The organism is Microbacterium lemovicicum (genome assembly GCF_003991875.1).
Classification (GTDB): domain Bacteria; phylum Actinomycetota; class Actinomycetes; order Actinomycetales; family Microbacteriaceae; genus Microbacterium; species Microbacterium lemovicicum.
On sequence record NZ_CP031423.1, the window covers coordinates 241,140 to 258,109 of the forward strand.

The 16,970-nt window shown below is 71.3% G+C and carries 17 protein-coding genes and 3 tRNA genes; 14 read left to right on the top strand and 6 right to left on the bottom strand.

The genetic code is table 11. The features are described 5' to 3' along the window. Positions 1–138: 138 nt before the first annotated feature. From CVS47_RS01065 to CVS47_RS01085, 5 genes are all read right to left on the bottom strand, one after another. The gene (locus CVS47_RS01065) at positions 139–1,167 is read right to left on the bottom strand and encodes an RNA polymerase sigma factor (protein WP_127094424.1); all 1,029 of its coding nucleotides are present in this window, start codon (positions 1,165–1,167) and stop codon (positions 139–141) included. Further along, positions 1,167–1,553, bottom strand: coding sequence for a YciI family protein (locus tag CVS47_RS01070; RefSeq protein ID WP_127094425.1), 387 nt, complete (start codon positions 1,551–1,553; stop codon positions 1,167–1,169). Before CVS47_RS01070 ends, CVS47_RS01065 begins: the two co-directional genes overlap by 1 nt. Before the next feature lie 192 nt (positions 1,554–1,745). Further along, positions 1,746–1,818 (bottom strand) — tRNA-Phe (locus CVS47_RS01075). Between the two features lie 66 nt (positions 1,819–1,884). Next, positions 1,885–1,958, bottom strand: a tRNA-Asp gene (locus CVS47_RS01080). 26 nt (positions 1,959–1,984) lie between these two features. After that, positions 1,985–2,057 (bottom strand) — tRNA-Glu (locus CVS47_RS01085). Between the two features lie 176 nt (positions 2,058–2,233). Here CVS47_RS01085 and CVS47_RS01090 point away from each other — a divergent pair. Further along, positions 2,234–3,700, top strand: a complete 1,467-nt coding sequence (locus CVS47_RS01090; RefSeq protein ID WP_241240228.1) for a M23 family metallopeptidase — start codon at positions 2,234–2,236, stop codon at positions 3,698–3,700. A gap of 673 nt (positions 3,701–4,373) precedes the next feature. Here CVS47_RS01090 and ppa read toward each other — a convergent pair. Continuing rightward, positions 4,374–4,907, bottom strand: a complete 534-nt coding sequence (ppa, locus tag CVS47_RS01095; RefSeq protein ID WP_127094426.1) for an inorganic diphosphatase — start codon at positions 4,905–4,907, stop codon at positions 4,374–4,376. Between the two features lie 110 nt (positions 4,908–5,017). Between ppa and tilS the strand changes: the two genes are divergently transcribed. From tilS to lysS, 13 genes are all read left to right on the top strand, one after another. Further along, positions 5,018–6,028 carry a tRNA lysidine(34) synthetase TilS gene (tilS, locus tag CVS47_RS01100; RefSeq protein ID WP_127094427.1) on the top strand — a complete coding sequence of 337 codons (1,011 nt, stop codon included), beginning with the start codon at positions 5,018–5,020 and terminating at the stop codon, positions 6,026–6,028. Positions 6,029–6,045: 17 nt separating this feature from the next. Continuing rightward, entirely contained in the window at positions 6,046–6,597 is a 552-nt protein-coding gene (hpt, locus tag CVS47_RS01105; protein ID WP_127094428.1) for a hypoxanthine phosphoribosyltransferase, read from the top strand. 128 nt (positions 6,598–6,725) lie between these two features. Further along, on the top strand, positions 6,726–8,732 hold the full coding sequence (gene ftsH, locus CVS47_RS01110; protein WP_127094429.1) for an ATP-dependent zinc metalloprotease FtsH: 2,007 nt from the start codon (positions 6,726–6,728) through the stop codon (positions 8,730–8,732). 9 nt (positions 8,733–8,741) lie between these two features. Further along, the gene (folE, locus tag CVS47_RS01115; protein WP_127094430.1) at positions 8,742–9,326 is read left to right on the top strand and encodes a GTP cyclohydrolase I; all 585 of its coding nucleotides are present in this window, start codon (positions 8,742–8,744) and stop codon (positions 9,324–9,326) included. Beyond that, positions 9,323–10,162: a dihydropteroate synthase gene (gene folP / locus CVS47_RS01120; protein ID WP_127094431.1), complete on the top strand. Its 840-nt coding sequence runs from the start codon at positions 9,323–9,325 to the stop codon at positions 10,160–10,162. The genes folE and folP overlap by 4 nt, the downstream gene beginning before the upstream one ends. Further along, positions 10,135–10,578 carry a dihydroneopterin aldolase gene (gene folB / locus CVS47_RS01125; protein ID WP_127094432.1) on the top strand — a complete coding sequence of 148 codons (444 nt, stop codon included), beginning with the start codon at positions 10,135–10,137 and terminating at the stop codon, positions 10,576–10,578. Before folP ends, folB begins: the two co-directional genes overlap by 28 nt. Next, entirely contained in the window at positions 10,575–11,108 is a 534-nt protein-coding gene (folK, locus tag CVS47_RS01130; protein WP_127094433.1) for a 2-amino-4-hydroxy-6-hydroxymethyldihydropteridine diphosphokinase, read from the top strand. The genes folB and folK overlap by 4 nt, the downstream gene beginning before the upstream one ends. Then, positions 11,105–11,581 carry a DUF3180 family protein gene (locus CVS47_RS01135; protein WP_127094434.1) on the top strand — a complete coding sequence of 159 codons (477 nt, stop codon included), beginning with the start codon at positions 11,105–11,107 and terminating at the stop codon, positions 11,579–11,581. Before folK ends, CVS47_RS01135 begins: the two co-directional genes overlap by 4 nt. After that, the gene (locus CVS47_RS01140) at positions 11,538–12,113 is read left to right on the top strand and encodes a PH domain-containing protein (RefSeq protein WP_127094435.1); all 576 of its coding nucleotides are present in this window, start codon (positions 11,538–11,540) and stop codon (positions 12,111–12,113) included. Before CVS47_RS01135 ends, CVS47_RS01140 begins: the two co-directional genes overlap by 44 nt. Next, complete coding sequence (locus CVS47_RS01145) at positions 12,110–13,777, top strand: PH domain-containing protein (RefSeq protein ID WP_241240229.1); 1,668 nt, start codon at positions 12,110–12,112, stop codon at positions 13,775–13,777. The genes CVS47_RS01140 and CVS47_RS01145 overlap by 4 nt, the downstream gene beginning before the upstream one ends. Continuing rightward, a complete protein-coding gene (locus CVS47_RS01150; RefSeq protein WP_127094436.1) occupies positions 13,774–14,493 on the top strand; it encodes a DUF2520 domain-containing protein in 720 nt (239 codons plus the stop codon). The genes CVS47_RS01145 and CVS47_RS01150 overlap by 4 nt, the downstream gene beginning before the upstream one ends. Next, positions 14,490–15,335: a pantoate--beta-alanine ligase gene (gene panC / locus CVS47_RS01155; protein ID WP_127094437.1), complete on the top strand. Its 846-nt coding sequence runs from the start codon at positions 14,490–14,492 to the stop codon at positions 15,333–15,335. The genes CVS47_RS01150 and panC overlap by 4 nt, the downstream gene beginning before the upstream one ends. Before the next feature lie 92 nt (positions 15,336–15,427). Next, positions 15,428–16,963, top strand: coding sequence for a lysine--tRNA ligase (lysS, locus tag CVS47_RS01160; protein WP_127094438.1), 1,536 nt, complete (start codon positions 15,428–15,430; stop codon positions 16,961–16,963). The last annotated feature ends 7 nt before the right edge of the window (positions 16,964–16,970 follow it).

Sequence of the window (16,970 nt, forward strand, 5' to 3'; positions counted from 1 at the left end):
GCATCGGGTGGGACGCGTCGACGATATCGGCAGGATAGCCCTCCCGCGCGTCGCGCAGGAGTCGCGGCCGTTTCGCCCCCGCTCCGCCCGGCCGTTGAGCGAGCGCAGGGAGTCGGATCGCACGACCTTCGCCGAACGTCACTCGGCCGCCAGAGCCGCCGCGTACGCCGCCCGCGCTCCCTCGGTCGGCGCGACCGCGAGCAGCGCCCGGTAGAGGAGGAGCAGCGCGTCCCGATCGACGACGCCCGAGCGTCGGCGATCGCAGTGCACCGACTGGATGGCCGCCTCGAGCTGGAAGCGTCCGAGCGGGGAGCCCAGGGCCGCCGCGCGCTTCAGCAGCGCCTCGCCTTCGGCGATGAGCTCACGCGACCACAGGGCGGTGTCCTGCTGGTCGAGCCGAGGCCACGGGTGGCCGACGCGCGCGGGCGCGCGCGACTGCGCGAGGGTGAGCAGCGCGGCGAGGCCCCATGCCTCGGGCTCCGTCTCCAGGAGCGACGCCACGAGCACGGCCAGCCACCGCGCCTCGTCGGCGGTCGACGCGCGGATGTCGTCCCCCTGCGTCAGCCAGTCGATCGCGTAGGCGCCGTAGATCGCCTCGAGCACCGCGGGAAGCCGGGCCGGCATGTCCTCTCGGGCGGGGATGGCGAAGGGGATGCCCGCGTCGCGGATGCGTCGCTTGGCCCGCACGAGGCGCTGCGCCATCGCTTTCGGCTCGACTCCGAACGCGGCGGCGATGCGCGCGGCGTCGAAGCCGAGCACGGTCTGGAGCATGAGCGGTGTGCGGACACCGGCGTCGATCGCCGGGTGCGCGCAGGCGAACAGGAGCTCGAGCCGGCGGTCGGGAATGGCATCCGCTCGCTCGACGATCGCGGCCACGTCCATCCCCCCGACCGCGTCGGCGCCGAGATCCAGCGGCGCCGAGGTGCGGCGGGCCGCTGATCCCAGCAGATCGCGCTGTCGGTTGCGTGCCACGGTGAGCAGCCATCCCTCCGGATTGTCGGGGATGCCCGAGTCGGACCAGGTGAGGAGTGCGCGCTCGAAGGCGTCGGCGAGGGCGTCCTCTGCGAGGGCGACGTCGCGGGTCGGCGCGGCGAGGAGCGCGACGAGCCGGCCGTAGGACGTCCGCGCCACGCGCTCGGCGGTGGCGCGGGCATCCTGCGGCGGCATCACTTCAGGACCGGCCCTCCGGTCCAGGCGCCGTCGACGAAGCGGGTCGCAACCGGGCGGATCTCCACGTGGCCGTACCGGGCCGCCGGCGCGCGCTGCGCCCACTCGATCGCCGCGTCGAGGTCGGGCACGTCGATGACGAACGTTCCGCCCAGCTGCTCCCTCGAGTCTGAGAACGGACCGTCCTGGATGACGAGGTCGCCGGAGGCGAGCGTGATGGTGGTGGTCGCGGAGGAGGGCATGAGCACCTCCGCCGAGATGAGGATGCCCGCGGCATCCACCGCCTTGGCATAGTCGTCGAAGGCGCGCATCCCCTCGGCCAGCGCCTCGGGGCCGAGCTCGTCGGCGGTCATCTCGGGATAGGTGAGGAGCAGGGTGTAACGCATGGCGGATCCTTCCGGTGAGTCGATACTGACACCAGGGTGACGATCGAACACGGGAGGGATCGACAGGTCCCACAACATCCGCGGAGGGGATGACCGGACGCGTTGCGGCGGCGCCGGCATCCGGGCAAAGCGAAACCCCCGTGAGTAGAAGCCTCACGAGGGTCTCTGGGGTGATTGTAATGATCACCCTTGTGGCTCCGACGGGCGTCGATCCCGTGACCTCACGATTTTCAGTCGTGCGCTCTACCAACTGAGCTACAGAGCCGAGCGGCATTGCGAGAATGGCGCTCCCGAAACGAAAGGCCCTCCGAAAAGGGCCCGTCGCTCGAAGCGACCCTGACGGGACTTGAACCCGCGACCTCCGCCGTGACAGGGCGGCACGCTAACCAACTGCGCTACAGGGCCATGCGTTTTTAGTTGTGTTGTCGACGTGACCCCAACGGGATTCGAACCCGTGCTACCGCCGTGAAAGGGCGGCGTCCTAGGCCACTAAACGATGGGGCCGAGTGAACCCGGGGGCCCACGCTTGCCGACGCCCAAGCATACGCAATCCATTGTGGATCCGCCAATCGGAGGCGCGTCCGCCCGCCGATCCGGCCCGTCTGACGGAGGATGAGGATGCCGCGGACCGGGCCTTCCGCGGACGGAGAACGGTTGCGAATGTGACTGATGTTGCTAATGTGAACGAGGTCAAGCGATCGGAGGACCCGCTGGACGTCACGCGTGTCAACAGCGAGGAGTGCGGCTGCGGCCCCACTGCCGATGAGAAGCGCGCCCTCTGGCCGACGGTGAACCGGCGCGCGGCGCTCGGACTCGGAGCCCTCGGGTTCCTCACCTTCGGCGCACTGAGCTCCGGCGCCATCTCTCCCGCGTTCGCCGCGGACTACCCCTCCTGGGACGACGTGCAGGCGGCGAAGGCCAACGAGGCGGCCAAGGGTGCGGAGATCTCCCGCATCCAGGGCATCATCGACAGCCTCAACAGCGAGGTCGCCCGCACGCAGGCCGAGGCCGTGCGCACGTCCGACGTCTTCTACCAGGCGCAGCAGACCTTCTTCGAGGCCGTCCACCGGGCCGACGACCTGCAGGCGCAGGCGGATCAGCAGGCGGCGACGGCGACGGATGCGGCGAACAAGGCCGGACGCATCGCCGCCCAGCTCTACCGCAACGGCGGTGACGACACGTCGATGGAGCTGTTCTTCGCGGGCTCCGCCGCCTCGGCCGACGATCTGCTGTCGCGCCTCGGCACGATGGACAAGCTGATCCAGCGCAACCAGGCCGTCTACGCCGACGCCGTGACCGCCCGTGATTCGGCCCAGAACCTGAGCAACCAGGCATCCGCCGCCCGTGACGAGCGCGACCGCCTCCAGAAGGAGGCCGAAGCCGCCATGCTCGCCGCGCAGAACGCGGCCGATGCGGCGCAGGCCGCGCTCGCCGAGCAGGAGGCGAATCTCACCACCTTGCAGGCGCAGCTCATGGCGCTGCAGGACACGACCGCCAAGACGATCGCCGACTACCAGGCCGGTGTCGAAGCCGCCCGCCTGGCGAAGGAGGCCGAGGAGCGCCGTCAGCGCGAAGAGGCCGAGCGCCTCGCGCGTGAGGCCGCCGCGCGCCGCCAGCAGGAGATCGACGCGGCGGCGGCTGCAGCGGCTGCCGGTGGTGGCGGCGGCGGAGGCGGCTCCGGCGGTGGTGGCGGTGGCTCCGGTGGGGGCGGCGGCGGTGGCGGCGGTGGCTCAGGATGGGTTCGACCCAACTGGGGCAACGAGTCCTCCGGCTACGGCCCGCGCTACGTCCAGTGCGGCAACGGCTACTGCTCCAGCGGATTCCACGAAGGCGTCGACCTCGCCCAGGGCTGCGGGTCCGCGATCTACGCGGCCTCGTCGGGCACGGTCACCTACGCCGGGTACAACGGCGGCTACGGCAACTACGTCCGCATCGACCACGGCGGCGGCATCGGCACGGGCTACGGCCACATCCGCGACGGCGGCATCTACGTCCGCCGCGGCCAATGGGTCAACGCCGGCGACGTGATCGCGGCGGAGGGCAACACCGGCAACTCGTTCGGATGCCACCTCCACTTCGAGGTCTACATCTGGGGCGCCACCACCAACCCCGTGCCGTTCATGGCCGATCGGGGCATCTCGGTCTGATGCGCGGTGCCGGCGTGCGTCGGATCCGGCGTCTCGGCTCGCTGCGCTCGCTCGACGGCGGTGACGCGTCGACGCTTGCGTCCATCTGACGCTGCCTGCGGGCATGGGGCGCCGGATTCCGCGATACGCGTCAGGTGAGTGAGACGGATGCTGCGGCATCCGATCCTCGCGACCCTTCACGTGACGCTTCCTGCGGGAAGGGGTCGCCGGATGCCGCGTCACGCGTCAGGTGAACGGGCCGGATGCTGCGGCATCCGACCCTCGCAACCGTTCACATGACGCTCCCTGCGGGAATCGGCCGCCGCATGCCGCGATATGCGCGTCAGGTGAACGAGGCGGCTGCTGCGGCATCCGATCCTCGTAACCGTTCACGTGACGCTTCCTGCGCGAATCAGCCTCCGCATGCCACGTCACGCGTCAGGTGAACGGGCCGGATGCTGCGGCATCGGATCCTCGCGACCGTTCACGTGACCCTCCCCGCGGGAGTGAGTCAGCGGATGCCGCCGAATGCGTCAGGTGAGTGAGACGGATGCTGCGGCACCGGATCCTCGCGACCTTTAACGTGACGCCCCCTGCGGGAGTCGGCCACCGCATGCCGCAACCGGCGTCAAGGCCGCGCACAGAGCGAGGGCGGATGCCGCGTCGTGCGCAGCATCCGCCCTCGTGACGATCCTCAGACCGTGCGGGGGGCTTCGCCCTCACCCTGCGTCTTGGTCTGACCCTCGTGCTCGTCGAAGCGGACGATCGACTCGGCGAGGAGGCGCTCGGCCTCGTCCTTGCCGGCCCACACGTCGACCTTGACCCACTTGTTGGGCTCGAGGTCCTTGTAGTGCTCGAAGAAGTGCTCGATCTCCTTCTTCGTGTACTCGGGGATGTCGTCGAGGTCCTGGATGTGGCTCCAGCGGGGGTCCTTCGTGAGGACCGCGACGAGCTTGTCGTCTCCGCCGGCTTCGTCCTTCATCTTCAGCACGCCCACGGGGCGCACGCTGACCATGACGCCCGGGAAGAGCGTGACGTCGAGCAGCACGAGCACGTCGAGCGGGTCACCGTCCTCGCCGAGCGTGTTCTCGAAGAAGCCGTAGTCGGCCGGGTAGCCCATCGGGGTGAACAGCACGCGGTCGAGGAACACGCGCCCGGTGCCGTGGTCGACCTCGTACTTGACCCGGCTGCCGCGCGGGATCTCGATGACGGCGTCGTGTGAGGCCATGCCTGGTGCTCCTTCTGAAGGGGTCGTATGCCGCGGACCAGCCTAGCCGGGGCGGTCGTCGCGCCGTGAGCGGATGGGCGGGTGGCGCGGGGCGGGGATAGCGTGGTGCGGTGACGCATCGACCCTCTCTCGACCCCGCCGTGGCCGACGTGCGGCGGGCGGTGCGCGACGCGCTCGCCGGTCTGCCCGAGGGTGCGACCGTGCTCGTCGGCCTCTCCGGCGGCGCGGACTCCCTCGCCCTCGCCGCTGCGACGGCGTTCGAGGCGCCGAAGGCGGGACTGCGCGCCGGCAGCGTCACCGTCGACCACGGATTGCAGGGCGGCTCGGAGGAGATCGCGGCGCGCGCGGTGGCGCAGGCGGAGGCGCTCGGGCTCGACGCGATCGCGGTGACGGTCGACGTGGGCGGCGCCGGCGGACCGGAGGCGGCGGCACGCGACGCGCGGTACGGCGTGCTGAAGGATGCCGCAGCCGACGCCGGTGCGGTCGCGGTGCTCGTCGGACACACCCTCGACGATCAGGCCGAGACGGTGCTGCTCGGGCTCGCGCGCGGCGCCGGCGCGGGGAGCCTGCAGGGCATGGCGTGGTCGTCCGAGCTCGCTCCGGGCGTCGCTCTGATGCGCCCGCTCCTCGGCCTGCGCCGTGAGACGACCCGCGCGGCGTGCGCCGCGCTGCAGCTCGCGCCGTGGGACGACCCGCACAACAGCGACCACCGGTTCGCCCGCGTGCGCGTGCGCGAGACGGTGCTGCCGATGCTCGAGGCCGAGCTCGGGCCGGGCATCGCGGAGGCGCTCGCGCGCACCGCCGCGCAGCTGCGCGAAGACGCCGAGGCCTTCGACGAGATGATCGACGAGACGATCGAGGACATCGTCGAGCACGCCGAGGCGGGCATCTCCGTGTCGGTCGCCGCGCTCGCCGCCAACCCCGCCGCCCTGCGACACCGCATCATCCGTCTCGTCGTTGCTTCAGAGTTCCACCAGAGCCTCACGAGGGCGCAGACGCTCGAAGTGGCACGGCTCGTCACCGACTGGTCGGGGCAGGGGCCGATCGACCTGCCCGGATGCCGCGCCCGGCGCGTCGGAGGGCGCCTCGAGTTCACGGCGCCCGTGGCACCGACCGGGTAGCGACCTAGACTTGCCGCATGCGTGCGGCCGACATCTCCGGAGACCTCAGTCGGATCCTCGTCACCGAGGAGGAGATCACGGCGAAGCTCGACGAGATCGCCGCCCAGGTGGCGGCGGACTACGAGGGCAAGGACCTCCTGCTCGTCGGCGTGCTCAAGGGCGCGGTCATGGTGATGGCCGACTTCGCCCGCGCTCTGCCGGTGCTCGCGCCCATGGACTGGATGGCCGTGTCCTCGTACGGGGCCGGCACGCGCTCCAGCGGCGTCGTGCAGATCCGCAAGGACCTCGACACCGACCTCCACGACAAGCACGTGCTCATCGTCGAGGACATCATCGACTCCGGTCTCACGCTGAGCTGGCTGCTGGAGAACTTCGCGTCGCGGGGCGCGGCATCCGTCGAGGTCTTCGCCCTGCTGCGCAAGCCCGAGGCCGCCAAGGTGCACGTCGACTGCCGTTACGTGGGCTTCGACATCCCGACGGAATTCGTCGTCGGCTACGGGCTGGACTACGCCGAGCAGTACCGCAACCTGCGGGACGTCGCGATCCTCGCCCCGCACGTCTACTCCTGACCGACGCCGGAGGGCCCTGTTTCGCCGTCGGCGAATGCACAGACCCCCCATAGGCCGCCCGGGATACCCTGAGTCCACCGCGCCGAGCCGCGGTTCGTCGACGAAAGGGAACGGGCCTCGCCCGCACCATGAACTTCAAGAAGCTCACCCGCAACCCGCTCATCTATGTGCTGATGATCGGGATCTTCCTCATCGTGGGGTTCTCGCTCATCTCGAGCCTGGGCGGCGCAAAGCAGATCTCCACGCAGGAGGGTCTGCAGCTGCTCAAGGGCGACACGGTCACCGAGGTGGTCAACACCGACGGCGACCAGCGCGTGGATATGAAGCTCTCCCAGCCCTACGAGGGTGCGAGCGATGTGCAGTTCTACTACGTCTCGGCGCGCGCCGGCGAGGTCGTGCAGGCCGTCACGACAGCCAACCCGTCGGACGGCTTCAACGACGCCGTCCCGAAGGCGAGCTGGTTCGACGGCATCCTCTCCCTCCTCATCCCGATCCTCCTGCTCGGCCTGCTCTTCTGGTTCCTGATGTCCAGCGCCCAGGGCGGCGGCAGCAAGGTCATGCAGTTCGGCAAGTCGCGCGCGAAGCTCGTCAGCAAGGAGTCGCCGTCGGTGACCTTCGCCGACGTGGCCGGCTCCGACGAGGCCATCGAGGAGATGCAGGAGATCAAGGACTTCCTGAAGGACCCGTCGAAGTTCCAGGCCGTCGGCGCCCGCATCCCGAAGGGCGTGCTGCTGTACGGCCCTCCCGGAACGGGCAAGACGCTCCTCGCCCGCGCCGTCGCCGGTGAGGCCGGCGTGCCCTTCTATTCGATCTCCGGCTCGGATTTCGTCGAGATGTTCGTCGGCGTCGGCGCCAGTCGCGTCCGTGACCTGTTCAACCAGGCCAAGGAGTCCTCTCCCGCCATCATCTTCATCGACGAGATCGACGCCGTCGGACGCCACCGCGGCGCCGGCATGGGCGGCGGCCACGACGAGCGCGAGCAGACGCTCAACCAGATGCTCGTCGAGATGGACGGCTTCGACCCGAAGGTCAACGTCATCGTCATCGCGGCCACGAACCGCCCCGACATCCTCGACCCCGCCCTCCTGCGTCCCGGCCGCTTCGACCGTCAGATCGGCGTCGACGCGCCCGACCTCAAGGGCCGCAAGCGCATCCTCGAGGTGCACGGGCGTGGCAAGCCGCTGGCCGATGGCGTCGACCTCGAGGTCGTGGCCCGCAAGACGCCGGGCTTCACCGGCGCCGACCTGGCCAACGTGCTGAACGAGGCTGCCCTGCTGACGGCGCGATCCAATGCGCAGCTCATCGACAACCGCGCTCTCGACGAGGCGATCGACCGCGTCATCGCCGGTCCGCAGCGGCGCACGCGCGTCATGAAGGATAAGGAGAAGCTCATCACCGCGTACCACGAGGGCGGCCACGCCCTCGCCGCGGCGGCGATGAACCACACCGACCCGGTGACGAAGATCACCATCCTGCCGCGCGGCAAGGCGCTCGGCTACACGATGGTGCTGCCGCTGGATGACAAGTACTCCGTCACCCGAAACGAGCTCCAGGATCAGCTCGCGTACGCCATGGGCGGCCGCGTCGCCGAGGAGATCGTCTTCCACGACCCGACCACCGGTGCGTCCAACGACATCGAGAAGGCCACGGGCATCGCCCGCAAGATGGTGACCGAGTACGGCATGACCGACGAGGTCGGCCCGGTCAAGCTCGGAGCCGCCAGCGGTGAGGTGTTCATGGGTCGCGACATGGGTCACGGTCGCGAGTTCAGCGAGAAGCTCGCCGAGCGCGTCGACGGGCAGGTTCGGGCGCTCATCGAGCAGGCCCACAACGAGGCCTACGAGGTGATCAACGCCAACCGCGATGTGCTGGACCGTCTCGCCCTCGAGCTGCTCGAGAAGGAGACCCTCGACCACATCGAGCTCGCCGAGATCTTCAAGGATGTCAAGCGCCTGCCGCCGCGCCCGCAATGGCTCTCCAGCAGCGATCGCCCCGTCTCGACCCTGCCGCCGGTCGACGTGCCGCAGCGTCGTCAGGAGGCCGGCCTCGCCGCGTCGGTCGAGGCGGAGGCGCCCGTCGCCGAGAAGGCCGCCCGTCGCCAGCCCTCGGGACAGGCCCGCCCGGCGACCGCGTAGGCTCCGTTCGTGGCCGTAGACCGCGAACGCGTCGTCGCACTGGTGCGAGAGCTCCTGGTGGCGATCGGTGAGGACCCCGATCGCCCCGGGCTCCGCCAGACGCCCACGCGCGTCGCCGACGCCTACTCCGAGTTCTTCTCCGGAGTGGGGGAGGATGCTGCTGCTCCCCTCGCCCACACGATCTCGATCGCACGCGGCCCCTTCCCCGACACGCTCCCGTCGGGGGCGGTGATGCTCCGCGGCATCCGCTTCCGCTCGGTCTGCGAGCATCATCTGCTGCCGTTCGGCGGCCATGCCCACATCGCCTATCTTCCGGGCGAGCAGGTCGTCGGCCTCGGGTCACTGCCCAAGGTCGTGGACATCCTGGCCTCCCGCCCGCAGGTGCAGGAGCGGCTGGGCGAGCAGATCGCCGACACCCTCGCCGCATCGCTCGACGCCCGCGGCGTGCTCGTCGTGCTCGACGCGGTGCACGAGTGCGTGACGATGCGCGGAGGGCGGCAGTCCGATTCCTCCACCGTCACCATCGCGGCGCGCGGCGAGCTGGCCGAGCCGGCCGCCCGCGGCGAGATCATCGCGCTGCTCGGGCGGTCATGAGCGCCCTCATCATGGGGGTGGTCAACGTCACACCCGACTCCTTCAGCGACGGCGGGCGCTACATCGACGCCGATGCGGCGATCGTCCACGCCCGCTCGCTGCACGCGCAGGGCGCCGCGATCCTCGACATCGGCGGTGAGTCCACCCGCCCCGGCGCCGTGCGCGTCGAGCCCGCCCTCGAGCAGGAGCGCGTGCTCCCCGTCATCGAGGCGCTCAGCGCCGACGGCATCGCGGTCAGCATCGACACCATGAACGCCTCGACCGCCGTGGCCGCGGTCGCTGCCGGTGCGCGCATCGTCAACGACGTCTCCGGCGGCCTCGCCGATCCCGACCTGCTCGCGGCTGTCGCCGGCACGGAGGCCGACATCGTGCTGGGGCACTGGCGCGGTCCGTCGGCGGAGATGTACGCCTCGGCGCAGTACGACGACCCCGTGCGCGAGGTCGTGGCCGAGCTCGCGCGCCGCGTCGAGGCGGCGGCCCAGGCCGGCATCCCGCCCGGGCGCATCGTGGCCGACCCGGGCATCGGCTTCAACAAACGCGGCGAGCAGAACTGGGCTGTTCTGCGCGGACTCCCTCGGCTCATCGGCCTCGTGCCCCGTGTGCTCGTCGGCACGAGCCGCAAGCGGTTCCTCGGCGAGGCGCTGGGCGAGCCCGACGCGCCGGTCGACGACCTCGCCCGCCGCGACCTGGCGACCGCGGTCACCAGCGTGCTGGCTGCCCACGCCGGCGCCTGGGCCGTGCGCGTGCACGACGTCGCCGCCACCCGTGACGCGCTGCGCATCGCGCAGTGCTGGGAAGGAGAGGGACGTTGGACGTCTCGGACCAGATCATCCTGACGGGCGTCCGCGCCTTCGGGCACCACGGCGTCTACGACGAGGAGCGGCGCGAGGGGCAGGAGTTCGTCGTCGACCTCGTGCTCGACGTCGACACGCGCGCGGCGGCGGCCTCCGACGACGTCGCCGACACCGTCCACTACGGGGAGCTGGCCGAGCAGATCGCGGCCCTCGTCGCCGCCGACCCCGTCGACCTTCTCGAGACCCTCGCGGCGCGGATCGCCGACGCCGTCCTCGAGCGTCCGTCCGTCGCCGGCGTGCAGGTCACCGTGCACAAGCCCGCGGCACCCATCCCGGTGCCGTTCGGCGACGTCGCCGTCCGCATCCACCGCCGGGCCGCAGCAGCCGGCTCCGCGGCATCGAAGCCTGCGGCCTCGAAGCTTGCGACGTCGGAACTCGAGCAGGGGGACACCGCATGAGCCGCCGTCTCGCCGAGGGATTCCAGGGGGATGCCGCGGCCGCCGACCGCGCGGCCGTGACCGCCGTCGTCGCGCTCGGCGCGAACCTCGGAGACCGCGCAGACGTCATCGCCGAGGCCGTGCGGGATCTCGCGCGACTGCCGCTGGTGACCGAGGTGCGGGCCTCCGAGACGATCGAGTCGGTGGCCGTCACGCCGGACGGTCCCGACGAGTCCCGCCCCGGCTACCTCAACGCCGTCGCGCTCCTCTCGACCCGCCTCGCGCCGTCGGTGCTGCTGACGTACCTGCACGCGATCGAGGCGCGGCACGGCCGCGAGCGGCGGGAGCGCTGGGGCGACCGCACCCTGGACCTCGACCTCATCTCGTACGGCGACGTCCGCAGCGACGATCCGGCGCTCCGGCTGCCGCACCCCCGCGCCGCCGAGCGCGACTTCGTGCTCGGGCCGTGGCTGGCCGTCGACCCCGACGCCGAGCTGCCGGGCGCGGGACGGGTCGCCGACATCCTCGACGCCCTCCGGAGCGCGTCGTGAGGCGCACGGGCCCCGGCGTCCTGATCGTCGCCGCGGTGCTCGGCATCGCCGCCGGCTTCGGCGTGGACAGCGCGCTCACCGCGGCGGGCCGCGCCACCTTCACCCCGGCGGTCACCCTGCCGATCCTGCTCGTCCTGCTGGGCGCCCTGGCCGTGCTGCTGGCGCTGCCGGTGCGACGAGCGGTGCGGGGCGGCCAGCCGACCGACCCCTTCCGCGCCGTGCGGACGGCGATGCTGGCCAAGGCCTCGAGCATCGTGGGCGCCGCCGTCGCGGGCTTCGCCGGCGGGCTGGCTGTCTTCCTGCTGTCCCGGCCGACCAGCCCCTCGGTAGGCTCGTTGACGGCGATCATCGCAACGGCTGTCAGCGGTGCGATCCTGGTCGCCGCCGCCCTCGTCGCGGAGCACATGTGCACGATCCCGAAGGACGACGATGACGAACAGCCTGGAAGCACCGGTGCCGGACCCGACGCCTGACCCGGTGCTCGACGCCGGCACCTACACGAGCATCCGCGAGCCACGCAGCGCGCGCCGCCTTCCGCTCGGCGACGGCACGTGGCATCAGATCTCACCCGCCTACGTGCGGGTGCAGCTCATCGCGAACGGCCTGTTCCTCCTGGTCGTCGTGGCCGCGATGCTCGCCGTGGCCCTCGTGTGGAAGCAGTGGTGGGCCTGGATCCCCGGCGGCATCATCTCGCTGCTGATCGTGTGGACGATGGCGATCACTCCTCGCCAGGCCCGCTCGATCGGCTACCAGCTGCGCCAGGACGATCTCGTCTTCCGCCGCGGCATCCTGTGGCAGCGCACCGTAGCCGTGCCCTACGGGCGCATGCAGCTGGTGGACATCACCCACGGTCCACTCGACCGCGGGTTCGGCATCGCGCAGCTCAAGCTCGTGACCGCCGCCGCCTCCACGGGCGTCGTCATCCCGGGGCTCGCCCAGAAGGCCGCCGACAGGCTCCGCGACACGCTCATCGACGTCGCCGAGACGCGCCGGACCGGACTGTGACCGACCCCTCCCTCCCCGCCGCGGACCGGACGGACATCGGTCCGCCGACGCACCCCGGGCCGCCGTCGGCGCAGCCGGTGCCGACGGCGGCATCGGACCCGTCGCCCACGGCTCCCGACCCCCGACGGGTCGGATCGCCGCTCAGCGACGGCGAGTGGCATCGCCTCCACCCGCTCACCCCGCTCTTCCGCGGCGGGCTCTTCCTCGTCGTCGTGATCGGCATCGTGATCGCCAACTTCCGCGATCGCCTGATCGAGCTGTTCTTCCCGCTGCCCGCCGGTCGCAGCGGACGGAGTGCGCCGCCCGATCCCATCGACTACGTCCTGAGCCACGACCTCGCCATCGTCGCCCTCCTGGTCATCGTGGGGGTCGCCGCGATCCTCGTCGGAGCGTTCTACGTCTCGTGGCGGTTCCACACCTTCCGCATCACCGGCGACGACGTGGAGGTGCGCTCCGGCGTGCTGTTCCGCTCGCACCGTCAGTCGCCGCTCGACCGCGTGCAGGGGGTCAACCTCACGCGCCCGATGGTGGCGCGCCTGCTGGGCATGGCCAAGCTCGAGGTCGTCGGTGCCGGACTCGACGCCAACGTGAAGCTCGAGTACCTCTCGACCTCCAGCGCCGAGGCCGTGCGCGCCGACATCCTGCAGCTCGCCTCCGGCCGTCAGCTGGCCGAGCGCGCGCTCCGCGGCGAGCCGCGCACCCGGCGCGAGGCCGCGTCGTCCGCCGTCAGCGAGGGCTTCACCGGTCTCATCGCCGGCGCGGAGCAGCCGGTGGAAGACCCCGCATCGGTCGTCCACATCCCGATCGGGCGGATCGTGGCATCCCATCTCCTCAGCGGCTCGACCATCACCCTCGTCGTCCTGATCGTCGGCATCGTGGTCGGAGCGATCCTCGGCACCCCGTGGATCCTCTTTGGCGTCCTCCCCACCGTGCTCGGATTCGGCGCCTACTGGGTGCGCGGCATCACGAAGACCCTGCGGTACTCCATCGCGCCGACTTCCAGCGGCGTGCGCATCACGTTCGGGCTCTTCACGACCGTGACCGAGGTGCTGCCGCCCGGCCGTATCCACGCCGTCGAGATCCGCCAGTCCGTGCTGTGGCGACCGTTCGGCTGGTGGTCCATCACGGTGAACCGCCTCTCCGGCGGGAGCGCCGCGCAGAGCGCCGCCGACCCCTTCACCACCGTGCTGCCGGTGGGCACGCGCGAGGACGTGGCGAAGGTGCTGCAGCTCATGCTGCCCGCGATGCCCGAGGCGGAATGGCCGGTGGTGTTCGACGACGGCGTGCTGGGTCCGCGCGCGGACGACCCGTACACGAACACCCCGCGACGCGCGCGTCTGCTGCGCCTGCTCTCGTGGCGCCGCAACGGCTTCCTCCTCGTGCCGGGCGTGCTGCTCCTGCGCCGCGGGTTCATCTGGCGCACGCTCGGCATCTTCCCCCTGGCTCGCGCCCAGAGCTTCGGGCTGGAGCAGGGTCCGCTGGCCCGGGCGCTGAACCTCGCCGCGGTGACCGTGCACACGATCACCGGCCGGGTGACAGGAACCCTCGGAGCCGTCGATCGGGATGCTGCGCTCGCCCTCTTCGCGGACGCGTCGGCCGCGACGGTGGCTGCGGCGGCCACCGACCGCAGCCACCGCTGGGCCGGCGAGGAGGACCGCTCGTGAGGCGCGACGGACGCCTGGGCGTCGGCATCATCGGCGCGGGCCGGGTCGGACCCGTGCTGGGAGCAGCGCTGGCCGGCGCCGGCCACGCCCTCACCGGCGTGACCGCCGGATCGGATCCCGAGCGGGTCGAGGCGGTGCTCCCCGGCGTTCCGGTGCTCGACGCCGTCGAGGTCGCGCGGCGCAGCGAGCTGGTGGTCGTGGCCGTGCCGCACGATCAGCTCCCCGGCCTCGTGAAGGGCCTTGCCGACCTCGGCGGCTGGCAGCCCGGACAGCTCATCCTGCACACCGATCCCGCCTACGGCGTGGCCGTGCTCGGACCGGCGATGGCGCTCGGCGCGATCCCGCTCGCGGTGCACCCGGCGATGACCTTCACCGGCACGTCGATGGACCTCCGCCAGCTGCCCCACAGCTACGCCGCCGTGACCGCCCCCGGGCCCGTGCTCCCCATCGCGCAGGCGCTCGCCGTGGAGATCGGCTGCGAGCCCGTCGTGGTGGGCGAGGCCGACCGCCCCGACTACGCCGAGGCGATCGCGACGGCGACGGAGTTCTCGCGCTCGATCGTGCGGCAGGCGGCGTCGATCCTCGCGCGGGTGGGCGTCGACAACCCCGGGTCGTACCTCTCCTCGCTGGTGCACTCGACGGTCGACCACGCCCTCGCCGACGCCGGCCGGCGCGTCACGGACGAGGGTCCGCTCGACGTTACGATCGACGGATGATCCGCACCGTCTCGGAATTGCGTTCGCGGCTGACCGAGACCCGTGCCGCTGCCGGCACGCCGCGGGTGGCCTTCATCTCGACGATCGGCGCACTCCACGACGGGCACATCGACCTCGTCCACCACGCGCGCGAGATCGCCGACATCGTGGTCGTGTCGATCTTCGTCAATCCGCTGCGCTTCCGCACCGCGGACGAGCGCACCGCCTACCCGCGGACACCCGAGGCCGACGAGGAGCTGCTCACGTCGCTCGGGGTCGACATCGTCTTCGCCCCCGATGAGGCGGAGCTGCTGCCGCGCGGCTTCGACACGACCAAGGTGACGGCCGGCGACCTCGGCCTCCGCTACGAGGGCCGCACCCGCCCGTTCTACTTCGACGGCCTCCTCACCGTCGAGGCGAAGCTGCTGAACATCGTCCGCCCCGACGTCGCCGTCTACGGGCTGCGTGACCGGCAGCGGGTCTTCCTCGTCGAGCGCATGGTGCGCGACCTGTTCGTGGACGTCGAGATCGCGACGGTCGACACGGTGCGCGAGGACGACGGCCTGCCGATCTCGACGCGGGTCGGCATGCTCGAGGACCGTGACCGCGCCGCGGCGGCGAAGCTCCCCGCGGCGCTGGACGCCGCAGCATCCAATGCCGACCGCGGTGTCGACGCCTGCATCGCCGCGGCCCAGTCCTCGCTGATGGGCGAGCCGCGCATCCGGCTCGAGTACCTCAGCGTCGTCGACCCCGCCACCTTCCTCCCCGTCGACGAGGGGCACGCGGGCCGCGCGCTCGCGCTGATCGCGGCCTCCGTCGCCGGGCACCGATTCATCGACAACGCCGAGATCGTCCTCAACTGACGCGGGTGCGCCCGCCTCGGCGGGTGTCTCCGCGCGTGGGGTCGCACGGGCGCCGCCGGTAGACTTCCGGAGACTTCCGAGGAGCCCCCACCGTGACAGACACGTCGTCGCCCGCGCCCGCCGATCAGGAGATCTCCGCCGAGGAGATCGCCGACGTCTTCGAGCAGAAAGCCGTGCGCCTCGCCAAGCGCGAGCGCCTCATCGCGGAGCGGACGGACGCCGCGGGTGGCGCCTATCCGGTCTCGGTGCCGGTCACCGACACCATCCCCGCGCTCCGCGAGCGCTTCGGCACACTTGAGGCGGGCGAGGAGACCGGCGTCACCGCCGGGGTGGCCGGACGCGTCGTGTTCAGCCGCAACACCGGGAAGCTCTGCTTCGCCACGCTCCAGTCGGGCGACGGCAGCCGCATCCAGGCGATGGTCTCCCTCGCCGTCGTCGGCGACGAGAGCCTCCAAGGCTGGAAGGAGCTGGTCGACCTGGGGGACCACGTGTTCGTCTCGGGCGAGGTCATCTCCAGCCGCCGCGGCGAGCTGTCGATCATGGTGTCGGAGTGGACCATCGCGTCCAAGGCGGTGCTGCCGCTCCCCAACATGTACTCCGAGCTGAACGAGGAGAGCCGCGTCCGCAGCCGCTTCCTCGACCTCATCGTGCGCGATCGCGCCCGCGAGACCGTCCTCGCCCGCGCCAAGGTCAATGCCAGCCTCCGTGCCACCTTCACCGCGCACGGCTTCGTCGAGGTCGAGACCCCCATGCTGCAGGTGCAGCACGGGGGAGCCTCGGCGCGCCCCTTCGTCACCCACTCGAACGCCTTCGACGCCGACCTCTTCCTACGCATCGCGCCCGAGCTGTACCTCAAGCGGGCCGTCGTCGGCGGCATCGACCGCGTGTACGAGATCAACCGCAACTTCCGCAACGAGGGCGCCGACTCCACGCACAGCCCCGAGTTCGCCATGCTCGAGGCCTACCAGTCGTACAGCGACTACAACGGCATCGCCGACCTCACGCAGGAGATGATCCAGAACGCCGCCGTGGCCGTGACCGGCTCCACCACCGTGACGTGGGCCGACGGCACCGAGTACGACCTCGGCGGTCAGTGGGACCGGCTGTCGATGTACGACTCGCTCTCGGCGGCGGCCGGGCGATCCATCACCCCGCAGACGCCGCTCGACGAGCTCGTCGCCTTCGCGGCCGAGGTGGGCGTGGACGCCCCGCCGCACCCGACGCACGGCAAGTACGTCGAGGAGCTGTGGGAGCACTTCGTCAAGAGCGGCCTGACCCGCCCCACGTTCGTCATGGACTTCCCCGTCGACACCAGTCCGCTCGTGCGCGAGCACCGGTCGATCCCCGGCGTCGTGGAGAAGTGGGACCTGTACGTCCGCGGGTTCGAGCTCGCCACCGGGTACTCGGAGCTCATCGATCCCGTCATCCAGCGCGAGCGCTTCGTCGAGCAGGCGGCGCTCGGCGCCTCCGGCGACGTCGAGGCCATGCGCATCGACGACGAGTTCCTCCGGGCGCTGGAGCACGGCATGCCGCCGACCGGGGGCATGGGCATGGGCATCGACCGCCTGCTGATGGCCATCACGGGCCTGGGCATCCGCGAGACGATCCTCTTCCCGCTGGTCAAGTAGCGACCGA